Source organism: bacterium (assembly GCA_030704665.1).
Taxonomy (GTDB): Bacteria; Patescibacteriota; Microgenomatia; order Woykebacterales; family RBG-16-39-9b; genus JAUYID01.
Genome location: JAUYID010000009.1, coordinates 340,272 through 355,416, shown reverse-complemented (window position 1 = coordinate 355,416; position 15,145 = coordinate 340,272). Strand labels below are relative to the sequence as shown.

The following is a 15,145-nucleotide window of genomic DNA, read 5'->3' as shown; positions in this document are numbered from 1 at the left end:
AATACATGCTAGCAGGGGGTTTTCCCCTTGTCAAAAACTTAGGTTCCTTCCGAGTTGCCAATCAAAATAGAGTAATCAAAACTGTTGACTACCCCATCAACATTAAAATCATAAAATTTATCGCTGAGAAAGCCGTTCAAAAACTCAAAAATATCATCGTCATTGATCCGACCTTCGCCGGTCAAATCCCCGATAATAAGTGGTTCTAGCTTTAAATTGGTTCCCTTTGCGTTTACTTTGAAACGTTGGGTCTGAGAAACAAGCCAGTCTCCAGAAATTTCCAAAGTGTAAATTTTACCAACCTTCAGTTCAGAGGCACTGATTCTAAAATACTCGTTGTCGTGGTTGATAACCAGTTTTTTGCTGACTTTGGTCGCAGTGATTGAAACCCTAACTTCTTTAGCTCCAATCAAAAAGCGGTTGGTCCCACTGCTTAAAACAATATCCAAGGCTGTCTTCGAAGTAACCTTGGTTTTTGACCCGGCAAGTGCGTCTTTACTTATTGAAGTTGTCTTCGGAGTCGTGCTTTTGATGATCGGAACAGAACTACCGCTAGTTGGACTAGTTGAGGCGGTCTCGACATTGACTACAACTGAATCTGACCCACTCCCCCCAGGACCAGTACAACTAGCTTTGAAGGTGGTCGATTTACTCAATGCCCCACTACTTTTTGACCCGCTCAACCCGGTCCAACCAAACGGCGCAATCGTACATGAAGTGGTGTTGGCCCCACTGGTCCAACTGATCGTCACGGTTTTGCCTTTGGTAATTTTGATTGGGCCATCGGAGCCATTGGCTTTGATGTTGACTGAAGGAGCACCCGGAGCACTTACATTGACAGTCACTGAGTCTGAATCGCTTCCGCCACTGTTACTACAAGTCGCCTTGTAAGTACGCGCTGAGGTCAGAGTTTGGCTCTGCTGACCGCTCGTTCCAGTCCAACCGGTCGGTGAAACTGAACAAGAGGTTGGTGAGCCGGAGGAAGTCCATTTTATCGTCACACTTGAGTTGTAGGGAATCGTAATTGAGCTATCTGAATTGTTTGCCTTGATATCAACACTTGGTGGTGGAACCGGACAACTGACAGTACAAGGACCGGTATTACCCGACAAATTCTTGATCGTAATTCCCTGAGGACTTAAATTGTCCAAATAGTGGAAAACTACACTACCAGTGTAGCTAAAATTCGGCGGAGCTGAACTGTAAGTATAGCTTGTTGTCGGTCTTCTCACCGCGTGATCAATGTTGTCGATTGTCGTGCGCACCACAAAGTCCACTTGAGCCCAACTAAAGGTTCTTGAGCAGGTCGAACCGGGACAATCCTTGCTCAAATTGTTGTTTTGCTCCCAACCGTACCAAGTTGAGCCGTCTTTACTCACATCAACGTGGAGATCATAGCTGACATTGTCAGCTACCGTCCAAGTATCTGAAGTAGAGGTCGTTGTATGAAAAGGCTGACAAACACTGGTTCCGTGCAAACAAACAGTATCGCGGAAGCGGATCGGATCGGTCCAAGTCACTGTAGTTGGAGCCGAGGCTGCTTGCGTGCGTGTATCACGGCTGTTCAAACTCGCCAGTTGGGTAAAAATGACAGAGACAAAAAGTACTAGAACAACAAAAAGAGAGAACCAAAGTTTTTTCGCCACTTGAATCTTGGGCATTAATTAATATGCTAACAAGACGGATCTAACCTGTCAAAGAGAATTAATGGGTGACTTTTAGGGTTGAGGCCCCAACTACTTGCCCACCGGGGCCGCTTGCGCTCAATTGGTAAGTTTTACTTTCAGTTGGGTTAACTTTGATTTCGCCTTCTTTAGCAACCTCTCCGACCCCCTCAATCTCGACTTTGCTCGCGTGAGCAACCGTCCAGGTCAAAACAGCACTTTCACCTATCTTGATACTATCCGGACTAGCAAAGAAGGTTACTTGTGGTGAGCAGGTTTCGCCCAAACTTTCGTTTAGAATCAGCTGGTCAGTTTCGTTTACCACCCCATCACTATCAAAGTCGCTTGCCTTTGAATAGATCTTGGTCTCAATTTGATTCTTCAAGAGACTGCTATCAGCTGAGTCAACGCCACCGTCATTGCTGATATCCAGACAAGCCGCGGCCCGGGAGAGATCGGAACGGCCTTGCAAAGTGGCAATGACTGTGACTGGAATAGCAAAAAGAATGAACAAAGAGGCGACTACTCCAATTCTACGTCGGAAGCTGGGTAGTCCAAATAAACCGTTGTCAGACATCAATTTATATTAAAGCGTGAAATGCCTGCTGCTGTCAAATGATTTTAGTCCGCTTCTCGAGGAACAATTTTGAGAGCAATGCTTCTCCCATTCCGGTAGACCTCGACTGAAATTTCCTTACCTACAACCACATCATTCAAAATGGTAACAATATCGTTACTTAAACTCACCTTTTGCTTGTTGAGCTTGGTGATGATATCGCCTACCTCAATACCTGCAGTGGCTGCGGGTGAAGCCACCACCACACTAGAAACAAACGCTCCCTGCGGAACACTGCGGGCCGCAGATTCCTGAGGGTCAATCAAACGATAACGAATCCCCAAGAAAGGACGGATGATGCGGCCTTCTTTTTTGTACTGATCAAGAATTTTTTTGACCCGGTTGATCGGAATGACAAAGCCGATGTTTTGGGCACTGGTGGAAACGGCAAAGTTCACGCCAACCACCTTTCCACTCAAATCGAGCAGGGGTCCGCCAGAATTCCCCGGGTTGAGAGCAGCATCAGTTTGAATCACATTTTGCAATGTTTCTTCCGATTGTCCCCCGCAACCTCCCTGAGCAGTCACTCCCCGACCAATACCGGAAATGACTCCAACAGTGACTGTATTCTGAAACTGTCCTAGAGCATTGCCAATGGCAATGACTTTTTGTCCGACTTTTAAGATCTTTGGGTCTGAATCGGCAAGGGCAAGTGCTTGGAAGCTGCTACCTTTGATCTTGAGAATAGCAACGTCATTAGCTGGGTCCGTATCAATTTTTGTCACGGCGTAGCTTTTGCCGTCTTTGGTCAGGACGTTGTAATCAATTCCCGTTTCACAAACGACATGGTTGTTGGTAATGACAATTCCTGAAGAATCAACGATAAAGCCGGTCCCAATACCTTGTTGGTCAGTCACGACTCCAAGGGCCGGGTCAAAGTTTACTGTCTTGGCAATGATGGAAACGACCGAAGGAGAAGCCTCCTCAACTGCGTCGATGACGGCCGATTCCTCAACAGTGCGGACTACTTCTTTACTTGAGTTGACCTCTGAGTCGGGGGGTTTTAAAAAGTTTGGTAGAGAGTTTTTGAAAGGAAGGGAACTGTACCAGTTTGGGTAAGAAGAGGCGACCACCCCACCGATCAGCCCAGTGAGTAGAACCGCTCCCAGCAAAACCCCTATTTTGATGTAAAGTCTCTTTTTTTCTTCGGGCATGAAAATTTATTCTAAACAAATAATCTAGGGAATTCAAGTCTCTCTGTCAGGATATTAAGGCCGATGAAGCGCCCCCGAACCGAAGTTCAAAAAGGGGCGCCTCGTCTCTCAACCTCCTTCCCCAACCACTTCGGGCTGATAAACAAGCAAGTGCACTCGATTGTGGACATAGACCCGAGCTCGCAGCTCCATCAACTTCAACAAGGATAGCGCGCTGCTGGATGCATCTGGTTGAAGCTCGTCTAAACCCAAATAGCCCATCGCCAAGCTACCGTTGATCTCCATGGCGTAGGCCTTACGATCGTGATCGACGATGATGTCCAACCCCACTGCATCTTGCTGTGGATCGACCAGACCCAAACCATCTTCGATAGCCCGAAACATCGACAGGCTTAGGGCCTCTATCGCCTGACGAACCTTGGTTAGATCCCAACCCATCCGGGAAATGAAATCCTCGAAGGTCAGGCGCTTAGCACCTTGGGCCGCGTTGACGACACCACCCTTTGAGGAGTAGCGAATTTCGATAGCAACCACGGCGGGTTCGTTCAAGCTGTTGCGGGCAACAAGGACCCGGAAGTTCCAGTCGAAATCTTCTCCCTCAATGACTAGAGGTGGTGGATTGATGCGGCGTTGAACGATAACATCGTGATTACGGGCGAGTATATCGACGGCGATTTCCTCCACCCTCACACCCTCCGGGAACATCACTACTCCCATTCCCAGGGAAGAGCCGACTGGTTTAACAACCGCGCCGGTAGTGAAAATGCCCTTAGCCTCCATCTCGACTAACCTGGCTTTCACCTTCTCGTCTCGGTTCTCAACCCGCCTGAGACTCATCCGAAAATGAGCGGTTTCAGGACAGGGCGCCTTTGCCTTCGCAAAGAATTCAAGGCTGGCGAATTTATCCATAGTCGCTTCTTCGAACTTCTGGTTGAAGATGCCGGGGATCCCCCGCTGAAAAAGATCTCGCCACTCCAGAAAGAGGTCGAAGGGCGAGAGGCGAACATAGCCAGCTAAGAGAGGGTGCTCGTAGTAAACCACTTCCCACCTGCCTTCACGCTCCCGCAAACCCCACTGGACATAGATGGCACGTGATTCCAGCAGCAGCGAACCTTCACCGTGAGCAATGACCACCGGTAGACCGACTGCGCTACTGGCTCTCAACAAGGCAATCGGCATTTCCTCCAGTTCCTGTAGGGCTAGGAAATGGTCGTAAACACCAACGATCGCTGGTCCTTGGGTGGTAGTGTCGATGACCACTTCTTCAACAATCGGGGGGATAGGCAGGCCAGGATACTTGTTCGCGAGGTGCTGTCTCATCTCATCAAGCAAGTTCAACCCACGCTCTTGAATACCAGCGAGAATCTCCTTATTCATTTCGTCCTCTCTTTCTTCCGCACTTAACGAATTGAGGCTGATATTAGCCTTTGCCCAACCAGAAGTCAAGCTAACTCCTCCCTTCACCAGACTAACTACCTCTTGGCTAGCCTAATAATGTCTTTGTTTATCTGGAAATTTGTTTGGGGAGAAAGCTTAAACCAAGGCACAACAAGACCGCCAACTTAGTTGGAAATCTTTTGCTTCTTCTGGTTCAGGCTGGAAAACATATTAGAAATTTAACAGGAGAAGCCTCTTTTTGTCAAACTGGGAGAAATCTTATTTTAGCAGTTTGAGGGCTGCCTCTAGTTGGGGATCTTTGTTTGCTTTGATGTCTTTGGCGGTTAGTTTAACTTCGGTATCGGGCTTGAGCCCTTTACCATGAACCCAAATTCCTTTGGGGGTAAGCCATTTAGCGATAGTGATATGTAGAGCTGCACCTGCCTCCAAATCTTCAACTTTTTGGACCGTCCCTTTTCCATAGCTGGTTTCCCCGAGCAGAGGTGCACCTTTCAAGTCTCTTAGGGCTCCGGCGACAATTTCAGAAGCTGAGGCACTGCCTTTATTGAGCAAAACTACTGGGGTAATCTCTTGCAGGCGCCCGTTACGCTCACCTTTAAATTCCTGTCTGTTTCCACCCGAGTCTTCTTCCAAAACTACACTAGTTCCGGCTGCGACAAACTCATTGGCAATGTAAATGGCAGTATCCAGTCTGCCACCAGGATTGTTGCGCAGATCGAGAATAAGTTTTTGGAACTTCCCCGAAGTAAATTTGTTCACCGCACTGTCCCACTCTTCCTGAGTTGAGTCTCCGAAGCGATTAATCCGGATCACAGCAACTTCCTCTCCTTTGTTGGCAAACTCAACACTCTTGATGGTGATTTTGGTACGAGTGATGGTCTTGTTAACTAGTTTCCCGGCTCGTGAAAAAACAAAATGGACGGGGGTGCCCGCTTGCCCACGAATAGTTTTGACTGCCTCTACTAGTGACAGGCTGGAAGCGTCCTTACCGTCAATTTTGGTGATGATATCCCCCGCCAGTACCCCAGCTTCCATCGCTGGTGTGCCTTCAATTGGTGAGATGACGACAAGTTTGCCGTCCTTGGAACCAATCTCAATCCCCACCCCCTCAAAAGTACCGTTGAGCTGCGAATCAAAGTCTTTGTTGGACTCTGGGTCAAGGTAAACAGTGTAGGGATCTCCAGCCGCTTCAACCAAACCTGAGATTGCTCCGTAAAGAAGTTTTTGTTGGTCAATATCATTTTTGTTCAGGTACTCACTGGTTAGATGATCCCAAACTTCCCAAAACTGGTTGAAACTGACCGTAGTATTTGTCGGAGTTTGACGATTGCTGAGACTGATCAGGGGTTTGAACTCACCACGGGTAGTTTTTTGGCCGACGTTGATGTCAAAGTTTTGCCCGATCCAAACTCCAAGAGCAAAAAGTACCAGGGCCCCAACCGCTTGAACGTAATGTTTAACTATTAGGCTTTTGATTTTTTCTTTCATTTTTAGCTAAAAACAATTTGCAAATTGGCTGCTGCCACTTCAACCTTTTTTCCGTCAGTCAACTCAACAAGAGCAGTTTCGGCGATCACGGTCGAAGGAAGCACTTGGTTTTCTTTCAACTCCAAAACTTTGCCGAGGAGTTTTTCTTCTTTTTCATGGAGAACCCTAACTTTATCCCCGACACCAAGCTTCTTCCAGCTCTCCACACTAGGTTGATTGGCTTTGGTTGTTTTGGCATTAAGATCGGGGATTACCAGTTTAGCCTTTTCTCCAGAAATAAAAGCAAAATAACCCTCGAGGGCTTTGAGCTTATCGTGAATATCCTCCCCCATTGGAAAGGCCCCGTAGCCGCAAGTAACTAAAACCGTCAAACCGACATCACTACCAACACCAAGGCTTAAAAAATCACGGTAGTTTATTCCTCCGACAACGATACCGTGCACACCTACAGTCAGTGCTTTTTCGATCGTCGCCCGCTCGACTAGGGCTCCACCGACGATAATTTTTCCACTCGCCGAAGCATCAATGTGCTGAGGCAAAAGAAAATCATTGTGGGAACCAACCACCTTTAGCGCTCCGTCCCGTTCTTTTCCGGAAGCGATCGGGGCGGCAACTTCAGTCACATTAGTTGAAATCGTCACACCGTCTTCGGACACATCAGTCACTTTACCACTTGCTCCGGCTGCGAGGCGAATCGAAGTCGGCATGAATTTGATGATCAAGTCTCCGTTGACATCGACACCAAAAATCAAACCATCGGCTGGCGACTTGACCTCTTTTTTACCCAAGCCAAGTACTCCAGTTCTACGGGCAATCACTTCCCCCTGGTAAATTCTGTCTCCTACCGAACGGATCAAATATTTTTCTACCTCGCGCGCGCCCACTCCCAAACTGTGTGCCACTTTTACTAGTCTTTGTCCCGCCGAAACTTCGCAATGGGCCACGATATCAGCTGCGGCCACACTGTCCCCAACTTTAACACTGGCCTTACCCTTTCCGGGAAATTTTCTGACCAGATCATAAGAACTCGACCCGATACGCAAGATAGTGGGATTGATCATTTGATCAGCTCCACTTTTTCAATTGCTTCTTCCCATTTCAACATTGCTTTTTGGGAAGACGACTGTCCAAAAATCAGCGGTAAAGGTTTTTTTCTTCCGTCTAGCAAAATTCCGTAGTGTCCTCCACCGGTTTCCACTTTACGCTTTTCTTTGCCAATGGAAAACTCAACCTGAACTTCTTGTTCCTCATTGGCTGGGATCAAAGCAATCTCATTTTCGGCGACCTTGACTTCCTGCACATTTTTCAGTCCGTAGTCCAAGCCAACTGTTCCCTCCCCACCCAAGGAAACAAAACTACCTAGTTTTTCCACAAAATCGATTTCGAAATCGAGCAGTTCTTTATATTTAGTAATTGCCGCTCCCCAACTGTTCGCAAAGTTTTTGGTATCAACCAAAACTTCAGCCACTTTGTGTGGACTCAAAACGTCAAGCATGACCAAGGCAAGTTTTGAAAACTTGGTCTGAGCAGCAACCAAAGCTCCCGTCATCAAGACGTTGCTCGCCTCATTCAGGCTGTCCTCGAGTTTCGCGAGAGCAGAGCGTATTACCGCCCGGTCCGTCTCCATTTCCTTCTGAGTTTCAGCTAAAGTATGAAAATGCATGGCTCGATTGGCAAGATGGTTTTCCAGATCAATTTCTCCAAACGAAAAGGAAAGGAAAGCCCCAAGTTCGTTTACTTTGTAGTCAGCTTTAAAAATATCACTACCCGCGTCAAAAAATTTGCAGTTTGGGTAGCCTTGCTGTTTGAGCCACACTCCCAAGTTTTTCTTTATTTCAGCCAAAGGAACGAAAATTCCCTTATAGTCGCTGGCAAGACTATCAGCTTCTTCAAAGCTGCTTGAGAAAAGCAAAACATTTTCTTTCGGAATGATTTTTAGTTTTTGAAAAATTTCTTCGATAGAGAGTTTCAGGTCTCCGCTCGAGGTTGGAAGACTGTAGCTACCCCCAATCGCCAGTTTGTTGCCACGGTCATGATCAATGACAAAAACTTTTGTCCAGGAAGAACCAATATCGATGGTGACAAGTTTGCCTTTTGGTACGCTCATTGAAGCAAGTTTTTCTTTTCCGGTCTTAAAATTATACCATTAAAACTGGCTTGCCCAAGATGAAAAGATGCCGCTTGTTTTTTTTTTGTTATCTCTTTAGCGGCTTCTGGTGGAAAACGGAAGCAGAGCCAAATAGCGGGCTCTTTTGATTGCATTCGTAAGCTGCCGTTGATGACTTGAGCAGGTTCCGGTTTTAGCTCGACCGACGATTTTTCCTCTTTCGGTAGTAAACTTTTTTAAAGTTTCAAGGTCTTTGTAAGAAACGCTTGTCTCTTCTTTGCAAAAATTACAAACCTTGCGCTTGTTTCGTGAATTTGTCTGTGCCATAGTTTTTAGAAGGGAATATCGTCGAGGTCAATGACGTCGTCTTCCTCTTTACTTTCCTTTTCTTTTTTCTCGTCTTTTGATTTCTTTTCTACTTTGCTCTCAGAAGAGTCTTCCTCTTTTTCGGCGGTGGCTTTCTTGGTCTCTTTCTTCTCGCCAGCTGCCTCGGCAGCTACTTCCTGACTCCCAGACTCAGAAAACTCAGCCTCACCACCTTCTCGTTCTCTTTTTGAATCAAGAATGACCATATCCTCAGCAACGACTTCAGTTGCTTGGCGCTTTTCTCCATCCTGACCTTCCCAACTCCGGGTTTGGAGCCGACCTTCAATATAAACTTTACGACCCTTGGTCAACAGTTGACTACAAAGCTCAGCTAGTTTGTTCCAGGAGACAATGCGGTGAAATTCAGTTTCTTCCCGTCTTTCGGAGGCATCTGATGGCATCCAGCTACGATTCGTAGCTAGTCCAAAAGAACAGACCGCAGTTCCCTGCGGGGTGTAGCGCAACTCCGGATCTCGGGTCAGATTACCAATCAGCATCACTTTGTTCAAACTTCTACTAGACATAGTTTTTAACCTCCGTAGCTAAAATTCAGAATTCTTCATTATTAATTCTAAATTAATTCAGATCCTCCTTGGCCTTTTTGATCCTTGCTCTCCTATCTTTGGCTTTTGCCTTGACTGCCTCTTTTTTTATTAAAAGGGAACGCAAAATGTTTTCGGACAAGTTCAGTTCTCGTCTGATCGCCGCTGGAACAGAGGCATCTCCACTAAATTCAACGAAAGTAAAATTGGCTGTAGTTTTTTTGTTGATTGGGTAAGCGAGGCTTTTTCTCGGCCACTCTTCAATATTTCCCACTTTTCCTTCGCCGAGAGCAACTTTCTTTTCGACTGTCGAAAGCAACTCTTTTTTGTCTTTTTCTGGCAAATCGTCAGAAGTTACTAAAGCAAGCTCATAGTCAGCCATTTTTGCTTTGGTTTCCTTTCGTTTTCAGGTATTTTAAAAACCGAGTCCGAGTATAACATGCGGGAGCAAGCACCTTCAAGCTTTTTTGTAATTTGCAATTTTTGTCTTTTCGAGATATTATCCCGCCTAAGAATCCGGGAAGGTGAAAAGGAGAGAACGGTGAGTTTTCGAGACAAGGTTCTTTCTTGCAAGGACTGTGGGGACGACTTCAGCTTCACAGCTGGCGAGCAAGAGTTTTACCGGGATAAGGGGTTAAACAACCCTCCCAAGCGGTGTCCTGGCTGCAGAGTGGCCAAACGAGCACGTTTCGAAGAGTGGGAGCAGGCTTCCCGATCTGGGGACAGAGTACTGAGCGAGACAACCTGCACTGACTGCGGAGGGCTCGCCAAAGTCCCTTTCGTACCAAAGCCAGGTCTGCCGGTCTACTGTAGCTCCTGTTTCCAAACCAGGACCCCGATGCCTAGAGGTGTCTAGCTGAAAAAGACAAGAAAGGCTTACCATGATGCTAGCGCAAACGGAGGAGATTCAAAGCTGCGCGCGGTGGAGCTGTTATCGGTGTGGGAGTAGTGGCAAGCTCAGTCTGGGCAAGAACCTGATCACGCGCCTGCTGCGGTCCCACCGACGCAACGCTCTTTCATGTCCTGATGGTCTTGGAACCCGGCTCTGGACCAACGCGGTCACGCTTGCTCAAGAGTTTGGCATCGCCACTTGAAGTTCGCTTTCTACCTACCCACCGCCCGGGACCGGTTGCTTTTCTCGCTCTCAAGCAACCGGTCCCACCCCAAATTTTTAGCCAACCCTAAAACAATCTTGCAATTTATCCTGACAAATAATATTATCGGCTCGAGAGAAGACGAGAGAACGAAGGAAAGGAGGTCTCGGAAGTGGTCAATCAAGCCATAAACTTGGTCGGGGTTCCAAACACTCCCGAAGCCCCTTTGCCCTCAGTTTTCGCCAAAGAGGTGACGGCCAACAACAAGATCGGTCCGGTTTCTACTACCAACGTCTCCCAAGGCTCTTGCCCAAAAACTTGCCCCCTTCTGAACAACGGTTGTTATGCCGAAAACGGCTACATTGGGATGACGACTACTCGCCGCCTCAATGCGGCCAACCCAAAGGCAACAACCTTTGATCTAGCAGTCGAGGAAGCAGCCGCAATTGATAAGCTCAGTGGTTTGCGAGCTCTGCGACTTCACGTCGTTGGAGACTCAACTACCGTAGCCGGAACTCGTCTTTTGGTTAAAGCCGTGCAGCGCTATCGTCTTCGTGGCTACCTAGCCAAGGAAGAGATGCCTGCCGTTTGGACTTACACCCACGCCTCCCATCTCGTCCCCAGTGAGGTCTGGGGTCCAGTCTCGGTCCTGGCTTCCTGCGAAACCAAGGCCGATGTCGAAGTTGCCTGGGAAAGAGGTTATGCAGCAGCCATCGTCGTCACTGAACACGCTTCAAACAGTGTTTACGACATGGCTGGGTTGAAGGTTATTCCCTGTCGAGAACAAACCCACGGCACCAAGTGCGACAAGTGTCGTCTCTGTTGGGATGACAAGAAATTGCTTGAACGCAGGCTGGTCATTGGCTTTGCAGCTCACGGAGGGTTAGCCTCTGAGAAGCGCGCCAAGGCAGTAATCCTGGGACAAAACAGAAAACCAGAATCTGTGGGACAGGTGGTGAAGAGTTCTCCGCAGTCTTACCGAAGGGGACGGTCTTTTGTTCCAGTCGATGAGTTCGCCAGCCTACGCAGGCTAGTTAACCTAAACAGAGAAACTGTTCCGACAACCGAACCGCATGTCAGTACGCTAACAATTAACAACCCACTGGGAAAGAACACAAGCTGTTCCTTTGGGGGCTGGTGTAGCAAAGCTTACGGACGGCGCTGTGGGACCTGCGCACGGCGCTTTTGTGCTGGCCATCTTTGTTGGGAGCATGAAGTCAAAGACCTACCCTACCAACCCCGTCTCAGCGAGCGTTTTCTGTCTCGGCAAGAAGAGTGGTTGCAGACTCTCCGTGTTGGCCGCCCACCACGGATCCTACGCTACACCTGGCACTGTCGACGCTGTGAAAAAAGGGGTAAGTTCCAAACCAAGAAGCTGAAGAAGGACGCTCTGCGTACTTTGGCTACAGAATCGCACCGAGAGCAATCGTCTTCTTGCAACGGGGCTGGGTCGCTACTCTTTGTCCAACCCCAGGAAGAGACTACGGAGAGATCGAGACGGGCCGACTGAACGCACTTGCGTGCTTCGGCCCTTTCGACCTAAAAGTCAGTTATTGAACTTGAAACAGTGGTCGCAAGGACCGCGTTTTTAAGTATTGAACTTAAAAATAGCGGTGTCCCCGTCTTGGAAGAGATAGTCCTTACCAACGAGAGCGACCCAACCCTTTTCCCGAGCAGGATTCCAGCCGGGAGCTTCAACCAGTTTTTCCCAATTGATCACTTCCGCTTTGATAAAACCACGTTCAAAATCAGTGTGAATCACTCCGGCCGCAGTCGGGGCTTTGGTTCCTTTTTTGATCGTCCAAGCCCGCGCTTCTTTTTCTCCGGCAGTGAAGTAAGTGATTAACCCTAACAGTTCGTAACTTTCCCGTATCAGCCGCTCCAACCCAGACTGATCTACACCCAACTCTTGCAAATAATCCTTTTGCTCAGCAGCACTCAGTTCTGCTAGTTCGGCCTCAACTTTGGCACAAATAACCACACTTGGAGTGAATTTTTTTAAATTCTCAATTCTTACTTTCGAAGAAAGCAGTCCCTGAGCTCGTGAAGGGTTTAATTCTTCATTCAAGTCAGCTTCGCTGACATTGTATACATATATAGTAGGTTTGATGGTAATCAGTGGCAGCGGGCCCACTGCTTCAAGCTCTTCTTTGGTTAGTTCAGCCCCCTTGGCCAAAACCCCTTGGTCGAGCCCAGATTTAATTTTCTTCAAGGTTTTTAACTTTTCATTCCCAGCTCTTAATTCTGCATTCTGCATTCCCTTTAATTCTCGCTCTGCTCCATCAATTAATTTCGTAACAGTTTCTAGATCAGCAAGAATGAGTTCAGTGTTAATTGTTTCCACGTCATTCTTCGGATCTGTTGACGAATCACTGCGCAAAACATTGGGATCTTCAAAAGCCCGCACTACGTGGGCAATCGCATCAACCTCACGAATATGAGAAAGAAACTTGTTCCCCAGCCCCTCTCCCTCAGCGGCTCCCTTGACCAAGCCGGCAATGTCAACAAACTCAACCGCCGCCGGAATGATTTTTTCGGTTTTAACGACTTGAGCCAATTTTTCTAGACGCCCGTCCGGAACCTCAACCACACCAACATTGGGCTCAATGGTGGTAAAGGGATAGTTTGCACTAGCCGCAACTTGTTTTTTTAGTAAAGCGTTAAACAAAGTGGACTTACCCACATTTGGAAGCCCTACAATACCAACTTTTAACATCCCAAGATTATAACAGAGAACAATCCAAAGAACGGAGTTCGCAAGATCTTTTTTGATATAAATCTCTTTGAGCTTTGCGTTGTCCAACTTAGCTCTCAAAAAAGTCTTACTTTCAACATGAAAGCAGGAACTTTCCAAAAGTTAATGACTTTAGCCTGAGAAGAATTGTACAACAGTGTTAACTGTTATTGCGGCGGTAGAGGAAAATACTGATAGTCAAAAAGGCCAAGGTGATTCCACCCATCCAAAGCAGGGCTGGACCCAAACTATCATGGGGGCCACCAACCATAAAACTACGAACGGCTTCAGCCACTTTGGTCACGGGCTGGTTGCGAGCAAAAACTTGGAGCCACTCGGGCATAGTCCGCACCGGTACAAAGATACCGGAGGCAAAAACAAGGGGGAAAATCCAGAGAAAACCAGCTGGTAAAGCTGCTTCCGGATCACGAACGAGCAAACCCACACTCATGGAAATCCAAGAAAAAGCAAATCCAAAAAGAACAGCAAGATAAAGACCGATCAGTCCATTGGCAATTCCGTCTCCAAAACGGAAACCAATCAACATGCCAACGGCAAGCATGATCAGGACAACAAAAATATTTCTGATCGTGTCAGCCAGAACTCGGCCGGCAATGACCGCAAAACGCGCGATTGGCAGCGAACGAAAGCGGTCCATGATGCCGCTAGATAGGTCTTCGGCCATACCGACACTGGCTTGGGAGGCTCCAAAAAGAACGGTTTGGACGATGATTCCAGGCAAAAGAAAGTTAATATATTCTCCTGCTTGGTCGGTTTGAATTGCTCCCCCGAAAACATAGTTGAAAAGCAGCAAAAACATCACTGGCTGAATAGTTGAGAAAATGAGCAGCTGAGGCACGCGTCGATAGCGGATCAAATTCCGCTCCGTGATCACCAAGACGTCACTAACTGCATTGAGAAAACTATTCATCGCCTGCTCCCTCCGTCGTGTAGGTTAAGAAAACCTCATCGAGAGTTGGTTGAGTCAAACTAATGTGAACCAGCTCAATCCCCGCCCCTTCGAGAAGATTGAGAGCATCGCGCAGATCCGCGGGCCCGTTCGGGGCCGGGAAAGTGATCATTTGGTGGCTATCCTTGACGTGGATTTGGTGGCCACCAAACTTGTTTTTGAGGAGATCGCGAATTTTTTCATGGTCAACCCAACTCTTTGGTTCAATTTCCACCATACTACCACCGAGCTGTCGTTTCAGTTCACGGCTAGTTCCGGCGGCAATGACTTTACCTTTATCGAGGAGAACAATCTCGTCGGCGAGAGCGTCGGCTTCTTCCAAATATTGGGTCGTCAGCACCACAGAAGTTCCTTTGGCGACCAAACTACGAACAAATTCCCAAAGGTCACTTCTCGTCCGTGGATCAAGCCCAGTCGTTGGCTCGTCAAGAAAAAGAACTTTTGGTTCAAAAAGTAAACTTGCTCCCACATCAAGTCGGCGACGCATCCCCCCGGAGTAGGTTTTCACCGGCCGGTTGGCCGCCTCTTCCAGACTCATTTCTTTCAAAACACTCTCTGCCCGCTTTTTAGATTCTTTACTACCCAAATGATAAAGCTGAGCCACCATTTCCAGATTTTCTCTTCCGGTGAGGTTTTCATCAACGGCCGCGTACTGTCCAGCCAAACCAATGACACTGCGCAGTTTGGCAGCATCTTTGACAACGTTGTAGCCAGCCACAGTTGCGCTTCCTGAATCTGGATTAAGCAAAGTAGTCAGAATTTTTATCAAGGTAGTTTTCCCCGCCCCATTCGGCCCAAGCAAACCAAGAACCTTGCCCTTTTCAGCTTCAAAGCTGACTCCTTTGAGAGCTTCGGTCTTACCGTATTTTTTGTAGATGTCTTTGACTGAGATGATTGCTTCCATTTTCGGAAGCGTTATTGTAGCTGAAATTTTACTTTTAGGCAAGCAAAAAAGAAAACTCCGGAACCCGGGGTTTTCTTTTAAGTAGCCCAACCTTGGTTTACCTTTTTT

Annotated in this window: 15 protein-coding genes; 2 read left to right on the top strand and 13 right to left on the bottom strand. The window is 47.5% G+C overall.

The window, feature by feature from the left end:
• Positions 1–38: 38 nt before the first annotated feature.
• From Q8P13_02045 to rpsF, 10 genes are all read right to left on the bottom strand, one after another.
• Positions 39–1,661 carry a hypothetical protein gene (locus tag Q8P13_02045; protein ID MDP2671222.1) on the bottom strand — a complete coding sequence of 541 codons (1,623 nt, stop codon included), beginning with the start codon at positions 1,659–1,661 and terminating at the stop codon, positions 39–41.
• Between the two features lie 43 nt (positions 1,662–1,704).
• Positions 1,705–2,241: a dockerin type I domain-containing protein gene (locus Q8P13_02040; GenBank protein MDP2671221.1), complete on the bottom strand. Its 537-nt coding sequence runs from the start codon at positions 2,239–2,241 to the stop codon at positions 1,705–1,707.
• A 44-nt stretch (positions 2,242–2,285) separates the two neighbouring features.
• A complete protein-coding gene (locus tag Q8P13_02035; GenBank protein MDP2671220.1) occupies positions 2,286–3,434 on the bottom strand; it encodes a trypsin-like peptidase domain-containing protein in 1,149 nt (382 codons plus the stop codon).
• Positions 3,435–3,542: 108 nt separating this feature from the next.
• Entirely contained in the window at positions 3,543–4,811 is a 1,269-nt protein-coding gene (locus Q8P13_02030; protein ID MDP2671219.1) for a hypothetical protein, read from the bottom strand.
• Positions 4,812–5,090: 279 nt separating this feature from the next.
• A complete protein-coding gene (locus tag Q8P13_02025; protein MDP2671218.1) occupies positions 5,091–6,320 on the bottom strand; it encodes a S41 family peptidase in 1,230 nt (409 codons plus the stop codon).
• A 2-nt stretch (positions 6,321–6,322) separates the two neighbouring features.
• Positions 6,323–7,381: a hypothetical protein gene (locus Q8P13_02020; protein ID MDP2671217.1), complete on the bottom strand. Its 1,059-nt coding sequence runs from the start codon at positions 7,379–7,381 to the stop codon at positions 6,323–6,325.
• Positions 7,378–8,427, bottom strand: coding sequence for a hypothetical protein (locus Q8P13_02015; protein ID MDP2671216.1), 1,050 nt, complete (start codon positions 8,425–8,427; stop codon positions 7,378–7,380). The genes Q8P13_02020 and Q8P13_02015 overlap by 4 nt, the downstream gene beginning before the upstream one ends.
• A 96-nt stretch (positions 8,428–8,523) precedes the next feature.
• Entirely contained in the window at positions 8,524–8,754 is a 231-nt protein-coding gene (gene rpsR, locus Q8P13_02010) for a 30S ribosomal protein S18 (protein ID MDP2671215.1), read from the bottom strand.
• 5 nt (positions 8,755–8,759) lie between these two features.
• On the bottom strand, positions 8,760–9,317 hold the full coding sequence (locus Q8P13_02005; GenBank protein ID MDP2671214.1) for a single-stranded DNA-binding protein: 558 nt from the start codon (positions 9,315–9,317) through the stop codon (positions 8,760–8,762).
• 52 nt (positions 9,318–9,369) lie between these two features.
• Positions 9,370–9,717, bottom strand: coding sequence for a 30S ribosomal protein S6 (gene rpsF / locus Q8P13_02000; GenBank protein MDP2671213.1), 348 nt, complete (start codon positions 9,715–9,717; stop codon positions 9,370–9,372).
• Between the two features lie 159 nt (positions 9,718–9,876).
• Between rpsF and Q8P13_01995 the strand changes: the two genes are divergently transcribed.
• The gene (locus Q8P13_01995) at positions 9,877–10,191 is read left to right on the top strand and encodes a zinc-ribbon domain containing protein (GenBank protein ID MDP2671212.1); all 315 of its coding nucleotides are present in this window, start codon (positions 9,877–9,879) and stop codon (positions 10,189–10,191) included.
• 410 nt (positions 10,192–10,601) lie between these two features.
• Positions 10,602–11,939, top strand: a complete 1,338-nt coding sequence (locus tag Q8P13_01990) for a hypothetical protein (GenBank protein MDP2671211.1) — start codon at positions 10,602–10,604, stop codon at positions 11,937–11,939.
• Positions 11,940–12,017: 78 nt separating this feature from the next.
• Here Q8P13_01990 and ychF read toward each other — a convergent pair whose 3' ends face one another.
• The 3 genes from ychF to Q8P13_01975 all read right to left on the bottom strand — a co-directional run bounded on the left by ychF (position 12,018) and on the right by Q8P13_01975 (position 15,037).
• On the bottom strand, positions 12,018–13,145 hold the full coding sequence (ychF, locus tag Q8P13_01985; GenBank protein MDP2671210.1) for a redox-regulated ATPase YchF: 1,128 nt from the start codon (positions 13,143–13,145) through the stop codon (positions 12,018–12,020).
• 178 nt (positions 13,146–13,323) lie between these two features.
• Positions 13,324–14,094, bottom strand: coding sequence for an ABC transporter permease (locus tag Q8P13_01980; GenBank protein MDP2671209.1), 771 nt, complete (start codon positions 14,092–14,094; stop codon positions 13,324–13,326).
• The gene (locus Q8P13_01975) at positions 14,087–15,037 is read right to left on the bottom strand and encodes an ATP-binding cassette domain-containing protein (protein MDP2671208.1); all 951 of its coding nucleotides are present in this window, start codon (positions 15,035–15,037) and stop codon (positions 14,087–14,089) included. The genes Q8P13_01980 and Q8P13_01975 overlap by 8 nt, the downstream gene beginning before the upstream one ends.
• Positions 15,038–15,145: the final 108 nt, after the last annotated feature.

Excerpts from the sequence above, each read along its gene's own strand:
- Q8P13_02045 (MDP2671222.1), bottom strand. The coding sequence starts at position 1,661 with ATGCCCAAGATTCAAGTGGCGAAAAAACTTTGGTTCTCTCTTTTTGTT.
- Q8P13_02040 (MDP2671221.1), bottom strand. The coding sequence starts at position 2,241 with ATGTCTGACAACGGTTTATTTGGACTACCCAGCTTCCGACGTAGAATT.
- Q8P13_02035 (MDP2671220.1), bottom strand. The coding sequence starts at position 3,434 with ATGCCCGAAGAAAAAAAGAGACTTTACATCAAAATAGGGGTTTTGCTG.
- Q8P13_02030 (MDP2671219.1), bottom strand. The coding sequence starts at position 4,811 with ATGAATAAGGAGATTCTCGCTGGTATTCAAGAGCGTGGGTTGAACTTG.
- Q8P13_02025 (MDP2671218.1), bottom strand. The coding sequence starts at position 6,320 with ATGAAAGAAAAAATCAAAAGCCTAATAGTTAAACATTACGTTCAAGCG.
- Q8P13_02020 (MDP2671217.1), bottom strand. The coding sequence starts at position 7,381 with ATGATCAATCCCACTATCTTGCGTATCGGGTCGAGTTCTTATGATCTG.
- Q8P13_02015 (MDP2671216.1), bottom strand. The coding sequence starts at position 8,427 with ATGAGCGTACCAAAAGGCAAACTTGTCACCATCGATATTGGTTCTTCC.
- rpsR (MDP2671215.1), bottom strand. The coding sequence starts at position 8,754 with ATGGCACAGACAAATTCACGAAACAAGCGCAAGGTTTGTAATTTTTGC.
- Q8P13_02005 (MDP2671214.1), bottom strand. The coding sequence starts at position 9,317 with ATGTCTAGTAGAAGTTTGAACAAAGTGATGCTGATTGGTAATCTGACC.
- rpsF (MDP2671213.1), bottom strand. The coding sequence starts at position 9,717 with ATGGCTGACTATGAGCTTGCTTTAGTAACTTCTGACGATTTGCCAGAA.
- ychF (MDP2671210.1), bottom strand. The coding sequence starts at position 13,145 with ATGTTAAAAGTTGGTATTGTAGGGCTTCCAAATGTGGGTAAGTCCACT.
- Q8P13_01980 (MDP2671209.1), bottom strand. The coding sequence starts at position 14,094 with ATGAATAGTTTTCTCAATGCAGTTAGTGACGTCTTGGTGATCACGGAG.
- Q8P13_01975 (MDP2671208.1), bottom strand. The coding sequence starts at position 15,037 with ATGGAAGCAATCATCTCAGTCAAAGACATCTACAAAAAATACGGTAAG.